21 protein-coding genes and 1 tRNA gene are annotated in these 19,036 nt (G+C 59.7%); 11 read left to right on the forward strand and 11 right to left on the reverse strand.

Translation table 11 applies throughout. From position 1 onward, the window contains the following. The first annotated feature begins 39 nt into the window (after nt 1-39). Nucleotides 40-180 (forward strand): hypothetical protein, encoded by a 141-nt coding sequence (locus IIC71_10075; GenBank protein ID MCH7669524.1) that lies wholly within the window; start codon nt 40-42, stop codon nt 178-180. A 516-nt stretch (nt 181-696) separates the two neighbouring features. Here the strand turns inward: IIC71_10075 and IIC71_10080 are convergent. Together IIC71_10080 and IIC71_10085 are read right to left on the reverse strand one after the other, a co-directional pair. Further along, nucleotides 697-769: transfer RNA gene (locus IIC71_10080), tRNA-Lys, on the reverse strand. 110 nt (nt 770-879) lie between these two features. Further along, entirely contained in the window at nt 880-1,407 is a 528-nt protein-coding gene (locus IIC71_10085) for a hypothetical protein (GenBank protein MCH7669525.1), read from the reverse strand. A 55-nt stretch (nt 1,408-1,462) separates the two neighbouring features. On the opposite strand from IIC71_10085, the gene IIC71_10090 reads away from it, so the two are divergent. Next, a complete protein-coding gene (locus IIC71_10090; protein ID MCH7669526.1) occupies nt 1,463-2,338 on the forward strand; it encodes a flap endonuclease in 876 nt (291 codons plus the stop codon). Here the strand turns inward: IIC71_10090 and IIC71_10095 are convergent. Together IIC71_10095 and IIC71_10100 are read right to left on the reverse strand one after the other, a co-directional pair. Beyond that, nucleotides 2,335-3,744, reverse strand: a complete 1,410-nt coding sequence (locus IIC71_10095) for an NAD(P)/FAD-dependent oxidoreductase (protein MCH7669527.1) — start codon at nt 3,742-3,744, stop codon at nt 2,335-2,337. The genes IIC71_10090 and IIC71_10095 overlap by 4 nt on opposite strands. Nucleotides 3,745-3,984: 240 nt before the next feature. After that, nucleotides 3,985-4,572 (reverse strand): Crp/Fnr family transcriptional regulator, encoded by a 588-nt coding sequence (locus tag IIC71_10100; protein MCH7669528.1) that lies wholly within the window; start codon nt 4,570-4,572, stop codon nt 3,985-3,987. A 223-nt stretch (nt 4,573-4,795) separates the two neighbouring features. Here IIC71_10100 and IIC71_10105 point away from each other — a divergent pair, with 223 nt between their 5' ends. Beyond that, nucleotides 4,796-5,743: a hypothetical protein gene (locus IIC71_10105; protein MCH7669529.1), complete on the forward strand. Its 948-nt coding sequence runs from the start codon at nt 4,796-4,798 to the stop codon at nt 5,741-5,743. 44 nt (nt 5,744-5,787) lie between these two features. Then, nucleotides 5,788-6,402, forward strand: coding sequence for a hypothetical protein (locus IIC71_10110; protein MCH7669530.1), 615 nt, complete (start codon nt 5,788-5,790; stop codon nt 6,400-6,402). Nucleotides 6,403-6,476: 74 nt separating this feature from the next. Here the strand turns inward: IIC71_10110 and IIC71_10115 are convergent, their stop codons facing one another. Together IIC71_10115 and amt are read right to left on the reverse strand one after the other, a co-directional pair. Further along, entirely contained in the window at nt 6,477-6,755 is a 279-nt protein-coding gene (locus IIC71_10115; protein ID MCH7669531.1) for an HU family DNA-binding protein, read from the reverse strand. Between the two features lie 241 nt (nt 6,756-6,996). Continuing rightward, nucleotides 6,997-8,193 carry an ammonium transporter gene (amt, locus tag IIC71_10120; GenBank protein MCH7669532.1) on the reverse strand — a complete coding sequence of 399 codons (1,197 nt, stop codon included), beginning with the start codon at nt 8,191-8,193 and terminating at the stop codon, nt 6,997-6,999. A gap of 79 nt (nt 8,194-8,272) precedes the next feature. Between amt and IIC71_10125 the strand changes: the two genes are divergently transcribed. From IIC71_10125 to IIC71_10145, 5 genes are all read left to right on the forward strand, one after another. Then, entirely contained in the window at nt 8,273-9,265 is a 993-nt protein-coding gene (locus IIC71_10125; protein ID MCH7669533.1) for an ABC transporter ATP-binding protein, read from the forward strand. Then, nucleotides 9,262-10,098, forward strand: coding sequence for an ABC transporter permease (locus IIC71_10130; GenBank protein ID MCH7669534.1), 837 nt, complete (start codon nt 9,262-9,264; stop codon nt 10,096-10,098). The genes IIC71_10125 and IIC71_10130 overlap by 4 nt, the downstream gene beginning before the upstream one ends. A 17-nt stretch (nt 10,099-10,115) precedes the next feature. Next, nucleotides 10,116-10,880, forward strand: coding sequence for an enoyl-CoA hydratase/isomerase family protein (locus IIC71_10135; protein MCH7669535.1), 765 nt, complete (start codon nt 10,116-10,118; stop codon nt 10,878-10,880). Nucleotides 10,881-10,931: 51 nt separating this feature from the next. Continuing rightward, nucleotides 10,932-11,366, forward strand: a complete 435-nt coding sequence (locus IIC71_10140) for a PaaI family thioesterase (protein MCH7669536.1) — start codon at nt 10,932-10,934, stop codon at nt 11,364-11,366. A 96-nt stretch (nt 11,367-11,462) separates the two neighbouring features. Continuing rightward, entirely contained in the window at nt 11,463-11,966 is a 504-nt protein-coding gene (locus tag IIC71_10145) for a DoxX family protein (protein ID MCH7669537.1), read from the forward strand. Nucleotides 11,967-12,003: 37 nt separating this feature from the next. Here the strand turns inward: IIC71_10145 and IIC71_10150 are convergent, their stop codons facing one another. The 4 genes from IIC71_10150 to IIC71_10165 all read right to left on the reverse strand — a co-directional run bounded on the left by IIC71_10150 (nt 12,004) and on the right by IIC71_10165 (nt 16,063). Next, on the reverse strand, nt 12,004-12,594 hold the full coding sequence (locus tag IIC71_10150) for a hypothetical protein (protein ID MCH7669538.1): 591 nt from the start codon (nt 12,592-12,594) through the stop codon (nt 12,004-12,006). A 247-nt stretch (nt 12,595-12,841) separates the two neighbouring features. Continuing rightward, nucleotides 12,842-14,134: a hypothetical protein gene (locus tag IIC71_10155; GenBank protein ID MCH7669539.1), complete on the reverse strand. Its 1,293-nt coding sequence runs from the start codon at nt 14,132-14,134 to the stop codon at nt 12,842-12,844. A 187-nt stretch (nt 14,135-14,321) separates the two neighbouring features. Continuing rightward, nucleotides 14,322-15,146, reverse strand: a complete 825-nt coding sequence (locus IIC71_10160) for an ABC transporter permease (protein ID MCH7669540.1) — start codon at nt 15,144-15,146, stop codon at nt 14,322-14,324. After that, nucleotides 15,143-16,063, reverse strand: a complete 921-nt coding sequence (locus IIC71_10165; GenBank protein ID MCH7669541.1) for an ABC transporter ATP-binding protein — start codon at nt 16,061-16,063, stop codon at nt 15,143-15,145. The genes IIC71_10160 and IIC71_10165 overlap by 4 nt, the downstream gene beginning before the upstream one ends. Nucleotides 16,064-16,176: 113 nt before the next feature. Here IIC71_10165 and IIC71_10170 point away from each other — a divergent pair, with 113 nt between their 5' ends. Continuing rightward, the gene (locus IIC71_10170) at nt 16,177-16,908 is read left to right on the forward strand and encodes an SOS response-associated peptidase (GenBank protein MCH7669542.1); all 732 of its coding nucleotides are present in this window, start codon (nt 16,177-16,179) and stop codon (nt 16,906-16,908) included. On the opposite strand, the gene IIC71_10175 is transcribed toward IIC71_10170, so the two are convergent. Then, nucleotides 16,898-17,965: a DUF2332 domain-containing protein gene (locus tag IIC71_10175; GenBank protein ID MCH7669543.1), complete on the reverse strand. Its 1,068-nt coding sequence runs from the start codon at nt 17,963-17,965 to the stop codon at nt 16,898-16,900. The genes IIC71_10170 and IIC71_10175 overlap by 11 nt on opposite strands. Before the next feature lie 76 nt (nt 17,966-18,041). Here IIC71_10175 and IIC71_10180 point away from each other — a divergent pair, with 76 nt between their 5' ends. Continuing rightward, on the forward strand, nt 18,042-19,028 hold the full coding sequence (locus tag IIC71_10180; GenBank protein ID MCH7669544.1) for a DMT family transporter: 987 nt from the start codon (nt 18,042-18,044) through the stop codon (nt 19,026-19,028). The last annotated feature ends 8 nt before the right edge of the window (nt 19,029-19,036 follow it).

Consider the following 19,036-nt stretch of genomic DNA (forward strand, 5'->3'; position numbering starts at 1 on the left):
GCCGGTACGGTAGTACGCGCTCCTCGGAGGGAGCTTTCCGTGTCGGTCTGGCGGGTGCCGCCGTTCCAGCGGGCGGCTATCGACGGCTCAATCTGGGTATCGGGCAGTGACTTTGACGCTGCCCGAGCCGGCGCTGGTTACGTCCCCGCGTTGTGGAGTTCTAAGGATGGAACGGCCTGAATACGTGTGGCCCCGGACGACGTGACCACGGCGATCCCCTTCATCGTGATCGATACACCCGGCATCCGACTTGGTGTCTGGCCGCCGCCGTACAGCCTGATCGATGGACCCGTTCAGATCTTCATGGCCGACAGACTCCAACCAACTGGTTGATCTGCTCCTCAATGCAGGTCTCATCAACATGCTCGGCTCGATCGCGGCATATCGGCCGAGTGCGAAATACCGGTACTGAAAGGTGGGGAGCCTTGCCTGAGAATCTGGAGGATTTTCAAAGCGACCCGTCGCCGACGGAGGAGGCGAAAGGGGCGTGACCGTCCAGCAACGCTGGGCCGCGGTTCCAAACGCACACGATGGGCGAGAGGCATACCTGAACCACACGGTACGACTTGCCTTATTCCACACTGAAGTTGTGGAGCAACCGTGCCCGGGGACGCGAAATCGGAGGGAGGAGAGGTGGGTAGTGGTGTCGAGGCTCGGCAGAGACTCGAAAGCCACGGGGAGACAGACCTTCTTTCGTGGGCCCGGTGGGAATCGAACCCACGACCTCCGGATTAAAAGTCCGCTGCTCTACCGATTGAGCTACAGGCCCGCGGCGGAAAGAGTAGTCGCTCACAGACCCCCCAGCTCCCTGTTCTGGCGTCCAATCGTGCCGGATACGGCACGATTGGACGCCAGAACAGGGATTTTGACGGGCGTCTGTCACGAACGTGGGGTTGGCTCCGGATCGGGGACCGCACGGATCCCGCGGGGGCGGGCGGCCACTTCCCACGGGCGAGCTATGACATTCCAGGCGAGAATGACAGCGGCGAGGGGGACACCGAGATTCGATTCGACCGTCACCGTGTTGTACGAAACCAAGGATCCTCGGATCTCCGCGATCGGCGTACTACCGACGTTGATGTGCCACCTGCGAGGCCGTGGGTGCGAGATCAGCTCGTACGAAAACATCGGGCTGGAGATATTCCAACGCCGTCCGAACAGCGACCTTCTCGTGATCCAAGCGAGCCGCGGGTCATCACTCGTGACAAGGTTGACGACACCTTCACCGTCGGGTTCGAGAAGCCAGCGATCACCGTCGATTGTCGACACGTCGGTCACGAACTGGCGTGGGTAGCGTCGCATTGTCGCAATCGTTTGGCCAGCGGACTCAAGCGACCATTCATTCGAGAAAGCGGCGCTTTTCATCGCGGCCGTGCCCGTGATCATGCGCCGTGTTGGTGCGTGCATACCTCAACCGTAGCCCTCGCGGCGCCCAACTGTCGCCGGCGGTACGATTGTGGGCATGAAGCTGCACCTCCTCGACGGCACCTACGAGCTGTTTCGTTCTCACTTTGGTGCGCCGTCGCGCAAGGCGCCCGACGGCCGAGAGGTTGGCGCCACCTACGGGATCATTGCCTCGACGCTGTCGCTTCTCGACACCGCAGGCGTCACGCACCTTGGGGCGGCTTTCGACTCCGTGATTCGTTCCTTCAGAAACGACGTGTTTCCCGGGTACAAGGACGGCGAGGGGATTGACGAAGATCTCCTGGCGCAGTTCGCACTCGCTGAGCGGGCATTGAAATCAATCGGTGTTGTTGTCTGGTCGATGTACGAATTCGAAGCCGACGATGCGTTGGCGACGGCTGCGGCGCGCTGGGCTCCCGATGTTGAGCAGGTCGTCGTGTGTACTCCGGACAAGGACATGGCGCAGCTCTATTGGGATCCGAAGGTAGTTGGGTACGACCGTCGCCGAGAGATCTTCATGGACGCCGCGGGAGTTGTCGAGAAGTTCGGTGTCGACCCCAAGTCGATCCCCGACTACTTGGCCCTCGTGGGAGACACGGCCGACGCGATTCCGGGTCTGCGAGGTTGGGGGGCAAAATCGTCGTCCATCATCCTGGGCTGCTACAAGACGTTGGAGAATATTCCACTTGAGGCGTCACGTTGGGCGGTGAAGGTGCGCGGCGCGGAGAAGCTTTGTCTCACACTTCGTGAAAACATGGGTGATGCGGTGCTGTACAGATTTCTCGCAAAGCTCAGATACGATGTGCCGATACTCGAGACCCTTGAGGACCTTGAGTGGAAGGGTGCCCATCTGGAGCACTTCACCAAGCTTTGTGACGAACTCGGATTTGGTCGCTTGGTCGAACGTCCGAAACGGTGGCAGAACCCGTCCTAACCGCTTGATAAGCGATTGTCATGTATTGCGGTGAGGGCCGCTCGGTACCCGGGCATTCCATGGAATCCTGGGCCCGGCGTCGCGGCTGCTGATGCTAAGTAGACGCCTTTCCCGATGCGATGTGGGTGGCGGATGAGACGTGGTCGCCGAATGACAGCGCTGACGCCGAACTGTCCCATCCCGAGGTCGCCACCGACAAGATTCGCGTTCGAGCGTTCCAGTTCCGCTGGTGACGACACTGTCCGACGTAGTATCAATTTGGAGAAACCTGGGGCGAATCGTTCAACCTGACTCTCGATCGCCTCGGTCACATCGCTCGCCCATCCGTTTGGCACGTGTGCGTATGCCCACGCTGTGTGTTTCCCCGCCGGGGCACGTGTAGGGTCAACAACGCTCGGTTGCGTCAAGATCACAAACGGTTGATCGGATACCCTTCCGTTCCACATTGCCAGCTCGCTCGCCTCGATCTCAGCAACGGTACCGCCGAGGTGCACCGTCGCTGAGGCAGCGCAGATTGGATCTGACCACGGGATTGCGCCATCAAGAGCCCAGTCGAGCTTGAATATCCCGGGGCCGCGTTTCGACTTTGCTAGACGCCTACTGACAGACGGAAATAGGGTGTCGCCGGCAATCCTCCCGGCCGCGGGGCCGGATGTCGCCAACAGGATCGCTGACGATGGTACGAGATCTGAGATGCTTGTGATACGTGTGTCCACATGGATGGTCCCACCGCTGCCAACGACGATCCGCTCAAGTGCGTCGATGACAGACTGGGTTCCACCGCTGACAACCGGCCACCCGACCGTTCGAGCAGCGGCTGCCAGGATGAGGCCCACTCCAGTCACGCCGCGGACGGTGAAGGGCGCAACGGCGTGGGCCGCTATCCCTGCAAACAACAGGCCGGCCTCGTCGGTGTCGAATCGTCTGGCGCGCAGGTCGGCTCGCCGAAGAGCTCGGAACGCAAAGGATACGGCACGGGGCAGGTCCCGCATCGCTGGAAATGGCGCGGAAAACGCGATCCGAGTTGTCGCATCGACGTGGGTGGCTGAGGACGCTAGCCATCGATCCCACAACGCATCATCGAGGCCGACAAGGCCCGTATCTGGAGCCAAGCCGACCGCGGGTGCGTTGTCGCGAGGATGTGCAACCGCGACGATTGGGTTGAGGTACTCGACTTGACCATTCACCCCGAGGTCCGAGAACGCTGGGGAGAGGACAGCCATCGGCACCACTGACGCCCCTACGTCGTGCACGAATCCCGGTCTTCCAAGGTCGACAGTGCGGCCGGCACCTCCAATCGTGCTGGTCGCCTCGTACAAGTTCACTACCCAGCCGCGCTGGGCGAGAAGCGCGCCCGCAGTGAGGCCGTTCACTCCGCATCCAACAATTGTCGCCGTCCGGTTCATCCGTTGAGTATTGCAGCGGCCGAGCTTCACTCAACACGTTTTTGGAGGCCTCCGACGGAGGCGTTGTCTTGGCGATCCGGGCGTCTCGACAGAGACAAGTCCGCACCGCAGGTGGTACCTCTAGCTTTCAGAGAACCTCGCAGCGCCGGTCCGAATCGGCGTTTTGAAGAAGGCACCAACTGTTTTCTGTTTTGCGTGCTAGCTCGTACGAAATCCGCCGAGCTGTGACCTCGGGGCGGGTCAGGTGTGGTCGGCGTTGGCGAGTCGCTGAAGCCCCGGAACGTCGACCGGTGTTATGCGGCGGTAACCGGTGGTAATGAGTCCGGCTTCGCGCAGGTCCGAAATTGCCTCGTTCACCGCCTGGCGGCTCACCCCCATGAGCGCCGCGATGGTCGCTTGCGACAACTTGACCTCTTCACCCTCGTCGACAATCAGGTCGGCCACACGGGCCTTGACGGTTCTGTGCATCAGCCGAAGGACCCGACGTTGGGTTCGTTCAAGTTGGCGAAGACCGGCCACAAGCCAGCGCAGGCAAAGCGCCGGGTGGCGTGCCAGTTCGGCCAGCAGCGGCTCTCGATCAAAACGCAAGAGTTCAACGGGTCCGGCCGCCTGGGCTGATGAGATGTATGGCTCATTGCTAAAGAGTGCAATGTCTCCAATGACGCCCCCCGGAAGGACGCGGGTCACAACTCTGCGGCCTGCGCCAGATCCGCGGTATAACTCGACCGTCCCTTTCACGACAACGTAGGCGGCGATTGCTTCTTCGCCCTCGCGGAACAAATGGCTGCGATCAAACTTCTTCAGCTTGATCGCCACGCGATCAAGCATCTCTATATCGTTGGGGTGCAGAGGCGAGTAGTCAGCTCGTCCAAAGCTCCTGGCCAGCCAATCAAGATGCTGTCGGTCGGCAACTTCAGTGTTTATTGCGCGCACGCCATGCGTAGTTCTCGATCTGTGTTATGGACCCCGAGTGTCGGGGTTCCGACAGTTCGTGAATAACCATAGCGTTGAATCGTTTTACGATGTGAAGCACCCTATAAAGGAGGACATAATGGCGTTCGATGCGCTTGTTACGCCTGAGAAAGGCAGTTCGGCTAGCACCGAGATCCCGCACACGAAGGTGGGCCTTATCGTTGGTGTCGTGGGGGTCATGATTGCCATGATCGCCTTCGTGGCTAACTTTGTTGCAGTCAGCTCTCTCCAAGACGGAGATGTTGTCTCAGCAAGGGAAACACTGGCATGGTCGTTTGGGCTTACGACCCTTGCATTCGGCACGGTGAAGTTCGGAATCGCAATCGTGTTAGTTGGCATTCTGATTCGGATTTGGTTCCGACTCGAATCGATCAAGGAAACCCTTCCAAAACTGAAATCCGGAGGCGAAGACAGCTATCGAGTTGGCAGCGATACCGAAACCGCCCATGGGGTGGCCACGGTGACGGCCGATATCCCGGAGCCTCTGCCTATCCACAAGATGGCAAAGACAATGTGGGCACCGATGCTCGCGATGGGATACATGGTGCTCATAGCAGGCACCGTCATGTCGTTTGTGTGGTCTTCAGACGTGGCAACCGACCCGGGAGCAGCGTTCGATGCGGCTGCCTGGACTCAAGGATTGCAGTTCCTCGGTGAAGCATTGCTTCTTTCAGGAATCAGCTTCCTCTTGGGCTCGATCCTTGCCAATCTGCGAAGCGGCGGCGCCGAGGTTCAGAAAGCACTTGGGCTACCAGTTGTGACTCTGAAGATGCCCGTGACCGCCAAGGCGTTCGTCGGACTCATGATGATGGGGCTCATGCTCGGCATTGTGCAGTTCGTGTTCTACATCGTCGTAACCACATCGACCGATCCTGGCCAGATCGCTACCGCGACTGCTTGGCTCGGCCCAACACGCGAGCTGAGCCTTGCGTTCCTGCTGAGCGGCATTGTGCTCGCTCTCGCGACCATTGCGAACGTGCTCGGATTCCAGTTCAGCCGAATCAAGGGAATTATTGCCGGTACGTGATTGCGACCACCCCGGTTCGTCACATTATCTAAAGGAGAAACACAATGGCCGCAACACTTACTTCATCATTCGACACCGAGGAGTCGAAGGTCCAACCAGACCTGAATCTTCCTCAAAAGCTGGGGAACAAGCTCTGGCTGCCCATGTTCTTTATGGGTTTGATGGGATTCGTAATCGGATTTGGGCTGCATCTCGCCAAGACAAGCGAAGTGGCTGATGCAACCGACCCTGAGAAGATTTCTCAACTCGCCCACCTGGCAACTGCCTTCATGTTCATTGGATTCACCGCAGTATTCTCGGCCATCGCATTTGCGATTGCCCGCATACTGGGTGCATTCCGAACGGGTGGCGCATCGATTCAGCTAGCCAGCGGAAGCGCGGCGAAAACCCTCAAGATGCCGATTGAAGGCAAAGCCTTCATTGGCCTGATGGCGATGGGCATGATGCTCCTAATCGGGGGTGTCATCGGGCACTTCATCGTCGCCGGCCAGGTTGGTGACAGCATGAGCCTTGAAGACGCCGAACTCTGGTCGATTCGACTTGAGGCAATCCGTCGTCTTGGCGTAGCCATTTACCTGCTGTCCTTCTTGCAGGGACTGGCGACCATCATCCGGGTATTGCGGTTCCAATCGCTCCGTATGAGAGAACTCGTCGGGTAGTACCGCAGTCCAGTCGACGCACGAAAAAGCCCCGCCATATGGCGGGGCTTTTTCATGATGGTTCAGCGTTTCGCCTAGACGGCTACGCGATCCTTGAGACCCTTCGCCGGACGGAACTTCGCATGTTTCTTGGCCGCGATCTGGATTGTTTCGCCGGTGGCCGGATTACGCCCTAAGCGGGCCTTGCTACGGCTGGTATAAAACTTGCCGAAGCCACCGATCGAGATCTCACGGTCAGCGTCGAGCTCAACCGCAATGATGCCCTTGCCCGATTCCGAGCTGAAAATGATATCGATTACCTCTGCTGCCTTGGCCAAGCTGAGGTCGGCCTTCTTAGCGAGCTTGCTCGCCATCTCCGTTTTGTTCACAAGAACTCCTGTCTCGGTGCGGTCCGGGCCCTTTCCGGCCGCCTTGCAAGCGCCCAAACTACACGTGTTTCGGGAGAAATCGCAGTTTTTCCGAAAATAGTGCTACCCGCGGCTCATGAATGGCGGCGGGGCCATGGTTGGATGTGTCGTCGACGGCGATATGAATGGCCGGTCGATAACTCCGGCCCGGCCACTATTTCGTGTCCAGACCGGAGTCGTTCGACGACTAGACATCCTGGAAGACGAACTCGGGATACACATCGATCCGGTGCTCCGAAAGATCGAGCCCGTGCAGTTCCTCTTCTCGAGATACTCTGACTCCTACGAGACGGTCGACCAGCTTGAACACTGCGAAGCTCGTGATGAACGTCCAGGTAACAATCGCTGCAATTCCGATGACCTGTGGCGCGATCGACACCTGCGAGTTGAAGATGCCGACGGCGAGTACTCCCCACATGCCGGCTGCTCCGTGGACGGCTATGGCACCGACCGGGTCGTCGAGGCGGACCTTCTCAAGCAGCAGGACCGCGCCGATCATGATGCCGGCGCCGATTGCACCGACCAGTATCGACACGCCAAAGCTGAGACTATTGGCACCGGCGGTGATGCTCACAAGGCCTGCGAGCACACCGTTGAGAGTGAAGCCGACATCAGGGTGCCCGAGGATCTTCCACGACATGAACATGGCGGATAGTGCACCCGCTCCCGCGGCGAGGGTTGTTGTCACCGCAGGTGTTGCAATGTCTGCACCGACTGCAACGAGAGTCGACCCGGCGTTGAAGCCGTACCAGCCGAACCACAGGATGAGAACACCCAAAGCACCTAACACGAGCGAGTGTCCAGGAATCGATTGCGGTGTGCCGTCCTCGGCAAATTTTCCGATGCGGGGCCCCACAACAATGACACCGGCGAGTGCGGCGACACCACCGAGGAGGTGTACGACACCTGAGCCGGCGAAGTCAACGAATCCTAGGTCAGCAAGCCATCCTCCGTCGGTCCACACCCAGTGTGTCACGACCGGGTAGATGAGTCCGGTGATGAACGGGGTGATCATGAGGTACGCCTTGAACTTGGTCCGCCCGGCAATGGCGCCAGACATGATGGTTGCGGCTGTTGCCGCAAAGACGACTTGGAAGAACCATTCCGACGAGCGGCTTACGTCGTTGAAAAAGAACCCATCGCCCCAACCGAAGAATCCACCGACATTCGTCCCGCCATACGCCAGGCCGAAGCCGACCGCCCAGTAGACGATGCCACCGATCGAGAAGTCCATCACGTTTTTCATGATGATGTTACCGGCGTTTTTCGCCCGCGTGAAGCCTGCCTCAACGAGCGCAAAGCCCGCCTGCATGAACATCACCAGTATCGCTGCGATGACGATCCATACTTCATCGATCGCTCGCGCAAGGTCTTGTATTTCCATCCGGGTTTCCTTCGGTAAGGGTGCTCGTGATGAACGTACGACATGGTCTTTTCTGTCTGGTTGCTGGCCGGTTACGGCAATGCGAACTTCGTGTTGCAGGAGTGTTTCGGACTCGTCGGCCGCTGGTGCTTCGGCGCATCTAGGATTGAGCGGTCGGCTGAGCCATGGAGGCGTTGTGGCGGCTGCGATAACCGTGGAAAACTTGACTAAGTCGTACGGCGACGTACATGCGGTGTGCGGCATAGATTTTGATGTAGCCGAAGGCGAAGTGTTCGCTCTGCTCGGCCCAAACGGTGCCGGCAAATCAACAACGGTCGAGATCCTTGAGGGACATCGTTCTCGAAGCGGCGGTTCGGTGACGGTTCTCGGTGTCGACCCCGCGACCGGCGGAGCTCGGTTTCGTGACCGCATCGGAGTGGTGCTTCAAGAAACCATCGTTGAGAAACAGCTCACCGTACTTGAGGCGATCCGGTTTCACGCTGATCCGTACACGAAACGGCGTGCCGCCGAAGAGCTCATCGAGATCGTTGGTCTACAAGAGAAGACCGATGCCAGGGTCGGGACGTTGTCCGGGGGGCAGCAGCGTCGTCTCGAGCTGGCGCTTGGTCTTGTTGGCGACCCGGACCTGATCTTTCTTGACGAACCGACCACCGGGTTTGACCCTTCGGCGCGGCGTCAAGCGTGGAGCATCATTGATAATCTTAGGTCGCTCGGCAAGACGATCTTGTTGACGACTCACTACATGGACGAGGCGCAGCATCTCGCCGATCGTGTCGCGGTGATCGCAAGAGGCAAGATCATCGCACAGGGGACACCTGACACTATCGGTGCCGACCGACGGGATATCACCGTTGTGCGATTTGTGTTCAACGGCGCCGCGGCCGACCTGCCGGTCGATGCTGCGATCGGGGCGAACGGTGCAGTCGAGGTCAAAACCTCCGACCCCGTTGAGACGATGCACGCGCTCACGACCTGGGCACTCTCGAACGGCGTTGCACTCGATGGCCTCACCATGTCAAAGCCAACTCTTGAGGACATCTACCTCGAGCTTGTTGGGGAGGTTGCCGAGTGACAGCCAGCATGAGCACCCTTCGCCTCGTCCGCAGGCAGATCAAGTACCAAAACCTTGTGTTCTGGAGGAACCCGGCCGCAGCTTTTTTCACCGTTGTTTTCCCGTTGATGTTCTTCTTCGTGTTCACCCTCATTTTCGGCAACGAGGAGATAGAGGGCCTCGGAGTCACCACGGCGCAGTTCTATGCACCAACCCTTGCAGTCTTCGCAGCGGTCTCAGCGACATACACAAACCTCGCCATAGGAACCGCGATTGCCCGTGACGAAGGGCTTCTCAAACGTGTCCGCAGCACACCTATGCCGCCGTGGGTGTACCTCGCCGGCCGGGTGGGGTCGGCCATAGCGATCTCGTTCATTTCGTCAGGCATCATGCTGAGCGTTGGTGTGGTCTTTTATGGGGTCAACGTTTATGCGGTCTCGCTGCCGGGGGCTTTGCTGACTTTCCTGGTGGGCATTGCTGTCTTCGCAACTCTCGGCTTGCTGCTCGCCGCGGTGTCTTCAAACGGCGCTACCGCACCGGCGCTCACTAACGCAACCCTTCTGCCACTCGCGTTTATCTCTGATGTGTTCATCCCACCATCTGCCAACGCTCCCGCTTGGCTGAGCACGGTCGCCGACTTGTTTCCCCTGCGACATTTCGCGACCTCGTTCGGCAAGGCCTTTAACCCGGTTGAGGTCGTCGGGGCGTCTGTCGGTGACTTCTTCGACCCGGTTTCACTCGGGGTCATGGTGTTGTGGGGCTTTGGCGGTGCACTGCTGGCCCTCAAATTGTTCAAGTGGAGTCCTCAGCCAGGTGGACGGTCGAAGCGCGGACGCCGGAGGAACAGGGGGTGAGCGGTGAATTCGAGCATGTGGGAGTCACTGTCGAAGGTCATCTCGGTCGACTCGTTCTGAACCGCCCACCTCGTAACGCGTTGAGCTTGGACATGCAACGTGAGTTGGCTGATGCTGCCGTGTGGTTCGATGCGACTGATGCGCGGGTAGTGATCGTGTCGGGTGCAGGTGAGTCGTTCTGTGTCGGCGCCGACCTCAGCCTGCTGTCTGATTTGTTCGACGACGAGACAGTATTCGACCTAGCGCAAGCCGACGCAGGCCGTGTTATGGGCGACGCCATTGCGGGGATGCGGGCCTTCACGATTGCACAGATTCACGGTCATTGCATTGGAGGCGGGTTGATCGTCGCCGCTGCCTGCGACCTACGTGTGGCATCCCGTGGCACGATCTTTTCGATCCCCGAGGCTGCCATCGGCATCCCGCTTGCTTGGGGCGGGGTTCCCAGACTGGTACGTGAAATCGGCCCCGCCGCCACTAAGGAGCTCATCCTTACCTGTCGTCCTTTCGGGTCGGACGAAGCTGCCAGTCTGGGGTTTATTGGACGCGTCGTCGACACTGCCAATCTCGAGACGACCGCCGAGACCCTTGCTGAGCAGATCCTTGCGAGGCCGTGGTCGGTTATTTCGGCGACGAAAACGAGTGTCAATCGGGCGGCGGACGAGCTTGTGTCGACGTGTCATTCAGAGGGCGACGCGCAACTTCTTTTGGCAGCGTCGCAAGATCCCGAGTCGCGGGCTGCCGCAATGGCGTACCTCAAGAAGATGAGTGGCGACTCGTCCTGACGGTATCGGTCCGCGTACACTGCCCTTCGTTATCCGGATCGGAGCTGTCTCGTGTCTACCTGTGCCGTCACCGTTGACGAGGTCAACGACTTCCTTGTCGAGCAACTCCCATTCTGCGTCGAGATGGGTATCACGTGTGTCAGCGTCAGCCGCGATGTTGCGGTGGTGCGTTTTTCGTACAGCGACCGTTGGACACGACCGGGTAGAATGGTGTGCGGTCCTGTGCTGATGGCCCTTGCCGACGCCGCGGTGTATTTCGTCATCTTCACACGTCTTGGGATCGTTCCCCTCGCGGTAACAAATGAGCTGAAAGCGAATTTCCTCCGTCCCGCAATCGGCCGCGACGTTCTGGCGTCCGCCACGTTGCACAAGATCGGCCGGCGTGTTGCGTATGCGTCCGTCGCGCTTGCGGAGGAGCACAACCCTGATCGTCTGGTCGCTCACGCTACCGCCAGTTACGTTCTCCCCGACGTTTCGCCTATGTGATCTTTGCGGTCCCTGCTTAGGGTCCCGCACCGTAGTTGTCGGCATATCTAGAGTTACAACGGTGTTGTAGCAACGATGCAACTGGTTGGAGGAACCATGACCCCATTCGACGTAGCCATGCTCATCCTGCGAATCGGGGTCGGATTCGTAATCTTGGTGCACGGCATCAATCACGCGCGCGGGCGCGAGAAAACAACCAACTGGTTCGGGGGCATGGGTTTTCGCCAAGCCGAACTGCAATGGTTCATGTCAACCGCGACCGAGATCGGCGTCGGAGTGCTCCTCATTGTCGGCCTGCTCGGTTCGCTTGCTGCGACGGGCCTCATGTCGGTGATGTTTGTTGCTTGGTGGTCAGTACACCGCAACAACGGGTTCTTCATTTTCCGACCCGGTGAGGGCTGGGAGTATGTCGCCACGTTGGGACTCACCGGTGTCGTGATGGCAATTGCCGGTCCGGGTGAGATCTCGATCGATGGTGCCTTAGAGATCGCAGAGGATCTTGACGGGTGGGTCGGTGCGGGAATGCTTGCCGGTGGGTTGCTACTCGCGGTCGGTCAGCTTGCGGTGTTCTTCCGCCCAAGCGAAGCGGAAGACGCCTAGCGAAAGACCGCGGCCGCGTTCCGTACGCATCAGACATTTAGGGCCGTAGCGTGTCTTTCACGGCTGCTTTGATATCGTCAACGCGTGTTCCCGAGAGTCGGGTAGCCAGCCGGTTTTCGCCGACGATCTGCGTTGTCACGGTCCCGTCGGCCGCGATGTCGAGTCGGCCGTCGAGCGACGCAATGGAGTGCGTGGCCGCGCTTCCTGCTGGCGGGTTCGGGCGTGATCTGAAGAACCAAATTGCCTTGTCGCCTACCTTTGGTGGTGGCATGCCTTCGACAAGGAACTGCGGACCGGGGCTTCCGTCGTCTCCGATCTCCCAGCCCATCCATTCAATCGTGATCCTGTCCGCCGGTTCGCCGGCGAGCTGGTCGATGGAGACAATCGTCACATCAAGCATCTGAGTGCCGGCGAAATCCTCGAGTTCAGGCACAACGCTGACGCGACCGCGGACAACGCTGACCACCTCGCCTTCCATTACCACCGAAGACGCTTCCACAAGCTCGGCAATAGTCCCAAACGTTGCGATCTCAGCCACGTCGACGAACACCCCGTCAATATCGTCAGAAGCGGTGGAGCATGCAGCGATGAACACAAGCGAGGCGAGCGTGGCGGAAACGAGCTTCACCGCGTTGGGTTGGTGGTGTCGGCCAATTCTTCTCGGAGGAGACGGCGTCATCAGTGGGGCCTCTTTGGTGGGTACACTGGCCGCCCCAGATTCTCGGGCGCGACCAGCGCGAGGTCGTCTGAACGTTAGTGGGGCCGATTCGTGCAATGGTTCCTACGTCCAGGTGCAGCAGGATGCCAGGAGTGTTGATTGGCGGGCGGTCTTCCCTGGCGTGCAGGGATCGCTTCGAAAGTGTCCGCGCGGGTAGTTATTCCGTGGTGGTTAGGTAGGCGACGGTTCCGTCGAGGGGTTGGCTTGAGGTGACTTCGTAGAGCGCAATGTGAGGGCGATCGTCTGCGTCGAGGACGAGTGATACGAGCTGTCCGAGTGTCAGGTCGCCTTGCACGATCTGCTGGACCTCCCAGCCGGAGTCTTCACGGACCGCAAACCACACACCCTTGACGTCCGAGAACACCACGTTGGGGCGGCCCTGGCTGTCGAAGGCGAGCGAGGAGTTGCGCCGAGCGTTCTGGTCCCTGAATTCGGTGAGTCCACCAACTGTTTCGACCGTCCAGCCGTCGTCACCCTTGGTCGCAAACATGATGTCACCAGTCAGGAAACCGGTCTTTGCGTAGTACGTGATTGCGGGTTGGTCGTTAGCGTCGAATGCGAGGGACGAGTACCGCCCAACGTCGCCTTCGTCGGCAACCGTCTCAAGCGTCCAGGTCCCATTGGAAAGACTGGCGTATATGAGGTCTTGGTCAGTGTCGTTGTAATAGGTGAGGCCGGGGTTGCTGTTCGAGTCGACAGCCAAGCCTACGTTGAACTGATAGACAATTGGGCCGCTGCCGATCGGGGTTATCTCCCAACCGGAGCCATCATTTCTGTAGTACTCGACACCGTCAGTTCCGCCGAACTGTGATGGATCGACCCCCGCCGCATGCACCACGCCGTCGCTCCCGATGGCGATAGTCGTATCCCATCCGTCGTGACCGGCGTCGTTGGCGATGTCCTCGACCCAGGTGTCGCCGTCGAGGTATAGGCGCACGAGGTCACCCAGGTTGGGTTCGAAGGTGTCGGCCTGGTGATCGTGAATTGCGACGTTGGGTGTTCCGTCGGGCTCATACGCAAGACCAATAGGGCCGTAGAAGTACCCCTCCTTGACAAGCTGAGTCTCCCAACCGCTGGACGCTCCCGCTATGGCGACGAAACCATCGCCGATTTTCTCTGTGAGCCATGCGATCGCCGGCGAACCAGAACCATCGATCGCGATGACTGGCTTGATGCCAGGCCCCAGAGAAACCGCCTTCCAACCGTCGCTGACCGTGAATGTGAGGCCCGAGTCGTTCCCTGTTTGCGCAGGCGGTGCCGTCGTCGAAGACGGCGAAGCGGTTGTGCTCGAATCTGTCGACGGTGAAGCAGTGGTGGTTGTCGTGGTCGCACTCGTGGGCGCCGCCGTTGCGCCAGTTGCGTCGTCGCTGGTCGTGCTGCCGCACGCGCCAAGCACGAGTAGAAATGCAACGGTCCCGAGGCCAAATGATTTTGTTTGCCGCGTGCTCATCTCAGACCTTGAACCCATCGCGACCCTGAACCATTCCACACTCCGCAATCGCCGCTGCCGTGGAAACACACCACTGCGTGCGGATTCGACTACCGGTCGGGTGCTGAGTAGCTCTGACTGTGCGGCCGCTGGAGGCTGGGCGTCGAGCGTGAGTTCAGTTTCCCGAGAACGGTCGGCAACGAGTTCGTTAGTTCTGCGAGCTGGTGCCGAGTAGGCGTTCGCGCTTTAGACCGCGGCTTGTGACTCGTAGGACCACGAGGGCGACCACCCACGCTGCTGCGCCGATGCCGATTGCACCCCGGACCGGGTCGAGTGCAAGGCCTGAGGTGACACCGTAGGCAAGGATTATGACGGGGAGGGTGACGAGAGTGGATGCCTGTTGGGCGGCAGGAGCGGACTGGACGCGGCCCGACGCCCACAGGATGACACCGAGGCTGAAGATGATAAACGGTGGCACCACCCAGAAGATCAGAATCCACCACTCAGGTGTCGGGAAAAACCAGCCGCCGAGGAGATGGCCGACCCTGGTGTTGACGATGAGGGCATACAGGCCGAAGCCGACGACCGTTGCGAGATACCCAGGGATGAAAGCCGCAATGAGCTTCCCGTAGAAGATCTCCGACGTGTGTAGCGGTGAGTGCGCGAGGTACTCGCCGGTGCCTTTTTCGCGGTCACCGATGAGTCCGTACGCACCGATCGCTGAAGATATGGTGAGCGGTACGACGATCGCCACCGGGGCGAGCAGGTACACCGAAAACGCATAGGCGGCTCTCGCCTGGGGGGTGTTACCGCGGACGTTGTTTTGGGCGATCTGGGGGAGTGATTCGAGGACTCCTCCGATCTGCTGGATGAGGGCCGATCCACCAGCCTTGGAAACGACGCCGAGCATCACCCAGGGGATGATGACAAAAAATATTCCGGCGAGGATGATGAGCGGCACGAGATAGTCCTTTGAACGCACGAGCCGTGCCAGGTCAAGTCTGGCGATGATCCACGCTCGCTTCAGCTTCACGGCTGATCCCCAATCATGCGTTGCATCTCAAAGTAGAGATGTTCGAGGGTTTGTTTGTGTGGTTCGACCCGCGTGATGTCGGCGCCCTTGTCTGTCAGGGCTTTCACCAGACTCGGCACGACGCTCATGTCTTCAATGGTCACATTCATCGGACCGTCACCTTCGATTCCCAGGACGCCAGGCATGTGTTGCAGGAGCGCAAGCATTGATCGGTCCACAGCGTCAATCGTGACCCGCTTTTCGGTGGCATAGGTCTTCATCAGGTCGTGAGGGTTTCCGACTGCACGGGCCCGCCCCGACCCCATCAGCACGACGACGTCGGCGATGCCTTCGGCTTCATGGAGCAGATGTGTGCACATCACAATCGTGCGGCCCTTTCCCGCCATTTCACGTATTAACCCAAGCACCGCTCGCGACGACTCCGGGTCGAGACCGGCTGTTGGTTCGTCGAGGAGCAACACTTCGGGGTCGTGCAGCACCGCCCGAGCCAAAGCAAGGCGTGTGCGCATGCCGGTCGAGTAGCCGTCGACCCGGCGGTCGAGTTCGTCGACTATCCCGAACCTCTCCGCAGCGGGTGTAATTGTCTGTGGTGACGCTCCAGCGATTTCGGCGGCGTACCGTAGGTTGTCGAATCCAGAAAGGGTGTCGAAGAAAGCGGGTTTAGGTGGCACGACACCGCAAATCTTGCGGACCTCGTGTCCGTCCGTCGACGTGGAGAGTCCAAGCACGGTGATCTCGCCACTGTCGGCGGTGAGGGCTCCCGTGGTGAGGCGCACGGTGGTTGTCTTGCCTGCACCGTTCGGGCCGAGAAAGACTGTGACGCTACCCCGTGGAATACTGAGAGTGAGAGAGTCGACGGCAATGGTGTCACCAAAGCGTTTCGACACGTCATCAAACGTGATGGCGGGTTCGGTCATTGTGCAACTATCGGTCGCAACGTCCGAGTAATCAAGTCCCAATTCGTTGCCGGAGGCTGAGAGTCCTCGCGACAACTGAGAGATCGACATCCAAGAGGCGGTACGCTGTACGCATGTGTGGACGGTTTGTGCAGAAGGAAGCGCCGGAGTACTACGCCGACTACTTCAAGGCTCAATTGATGCCGGTGTTTGAACAGCGCGTTCCCCAATACAACGTCGCACCGACGGCTCCAGTCATTGCGGTTGCGGTCCATGACGGTGTCCGCCGGCTTGAGTCGTTTCGATGGGGGTTGTTGCCCTTCTGGGCCAAGGACAGGCGCATCGGCGCAAAACACATCAACGCTCGGGTTGAGACAGCGGCCATGAAGCCGGCGTTTCGGGATTCGTTTTCCAAGCGCAGGTGTCTCATCCCCGCCGACGGTTTCTTCGAGTGGCAGGTGCGTCCACAGGGCAAGCTCCCGCACTACATCTACTCTGCAGACCAGCGGCCGCTTGCGTTGGCTGGTCTGTGGAGTATGTGGCGCGACCCCGAGACTGACGAACAGATTGTGACCTGCACCATCTTGACCGGTGACCCTATCGAGTCCGTCGCCACGGTCCACGACCGAATGCCGGTGATCCTCAGCGCCGATATGTGGGGCACATGGCTCGATCGTGACCTCACCAACGTCGACGAGGTGCAAGAGATGCTGGCCGGTCGACCTGATCCGTTGATGGCGCTGCACCCTGTGGCGACCCTCGTGAACAAGGTTGCCAACAATCTTGCGGAGAACATCGTGCCGCTCGACTCTTCGGTTGGTGAGGCACAGCAATCCCTGCTGGACCTGTCGACGTCTAGCGAGTAGGTCCTTGCCACGAGATCCACGTCCCGTGGTGGTGGACGTCAGCGAGGCCTTCGATTTGGTGGTCCCCGTTGGTGTGGCGGATGAGGTCGAGCTGGGTGGTGGCATGCGACAACCACTCGTTGGAGAGCCGCCATATTGGGCGGTGCGCTGAGAGCCGGTCGAGTTCGGCGACGAAGTCGTCCCGCGCTTCTTGTGTGAGTTGATTCAATATGTGCGAATGGTTGATGACGACTGTCGAGTCATCAGACGCCGCGGCGATCTGTTCCTCAAGGCATGCGATTGCGTCACCCTGCACGAGGGTCAACGGGTTCTGCTTTGCGACCGAGATCGCCGCCGCAAGACGGTCGTGGCGTTCTGCCTGGTTGGGCCAGAGGAGGCCTCGCAGCCACGACTCGTCCGCAGGGTCGGTGATGTCGATCGGGTCGAGGTCGACGCCGATGCGTGCCGCCACTTCGGGCATCGGGTCGGGAAACAGTGGGCGTTGCGGTCCCCGGATGGTGGTTGTCAGATGCACGGGTGACGTCGGGTCACCGACATCGATCGATGATGTGCCGTGGAGATACGTGTAGTGCCACTTGTCGAACAGCAGGTTGAGCCCGGCGCTTGCCCCGATCTCGATGATCCACAGCGGCCTGTTGGTACGCCGCGCGATGATCCGATACACCGGGAGGAACAGGCTCGACCGGCCGACCTCGTTCGTCTGTACTTGGCGTGTTGTTGCCCTGTCCAAGATGGTGTCGTAGTTGTCCATCACGAAGTCTCGAAATGCCGGGAAGGGGTCCGATTCCGTGTCCGGTTGATCGGTGCATGTCGGGTAGAAATCCCGCAGCGGGTGGTCGGCGCCGTTGAGCAGCAATTGGTGAACAGCGCCGAACAGCAGCAGAGGCACGGGCTGCTGCTGGGGGATCTTGTCGAGCAGCGCCAGCAGATCGGCGTCGGTGCAGATACCCTCGCCAAGCGCCGCATACAGGGGCGAATCTTCTCGGGTGACCTGTTCGGTCCACGCAGCCATCTTCTCAGCTTGGTCAGAGGACGGTGTCTTTGGTGCCTGCGTCATACATCATTATGGCTCACAGTCGCTCGCTGCAATTCGGGCGACTCATCGCGACTTCATGGGTGTGTAATCGGCTATTATGCCTTTGGTCCATTCAGGAGTCAATCCTTTGATAGCCCGGGCCTCTCGCCTTTCTCAGATTTTCCAAACGTTCGCGCAGCGTTCACCCACAACGATTGTCGGTCTTGCTGTGTTCCTCTACGCGTCAAGCGCCGTTGTGGTTCGCGGCACCGACCTGTCTGCGAACGTCTTTGCGTTCTGGCGGATATGGCTCGGTGCAGCGATGTTCGCAATGGTGTTGTTCTGGCGGCGATCTCGTGGGCACCGTGTCATCCCGAGCACCGGGAAACTGTATGTGGTGACCGGCGGATTGATGTTTGGTGTGAATCATCTGTTCTACGTGGCGGCTCTCAAGGCAACGTCAGTGAACGACGTGACGCTCATCAACCGGCTGTCGCCCATCGTTGTTGGTGTCCTTGCGGCAAGGTTCTTCGGGGAGAAGCCGGGCGTTCGTTTCTTTCTTGGCGCCGCTGTTGGCATTGGTGGATCGGTGCTTGTCGTTCTCGGTGGCGCACGTACCGGGGGGAGCGACTTGTGGGGTATGTCGCTCGCTGTGATGACCATGCTGACCTATACGGTGTTCTTTTTGATCTCAAAGAGGGCCCGCGATCACATGGATGCCACGACGTTTCTCTCAGGAGCACTGCTGGTGGCTGCCGGCGGTGTGTCGCTGTTCGCGGCGGTTGAGGCCGTACCGATTTTTGACGTGACACCGCGCGCGTTGTTGCCTGTGGCGTTTGTCGCCCTTGTGCCCGGGGGGTTGGGCCATGTCGCGATGACATGGCCGTTGAAGTGGGTGCCCGCAAACCTGCCGCCGGTGCTGATGCTGGCGTTGCCGATCTTGTCGGGTGGTTTGGCGTGGATCTTCCTGGGCGAGACGGTAACCGGGGTGCAGTTCGTCGGTGGCGTGGTGACATTGTCCGGTGCTGCACTTGCAATCATGTCGCGTGCTGGTCGCGCAATGGTTGCGAACAGGGAACCGGTTACAGCTACGCGCTCCGTCTAGGAGACGCC

The organism is Acidobacteriota bacterium (assembly GCA_022562055.1).
Taxonomy (GTDB): domain Bacteria; phylum Actinomycetota; class Acidimicrobiia; order Spongiisociales; family UBA5794; genus BMS3BBIN02.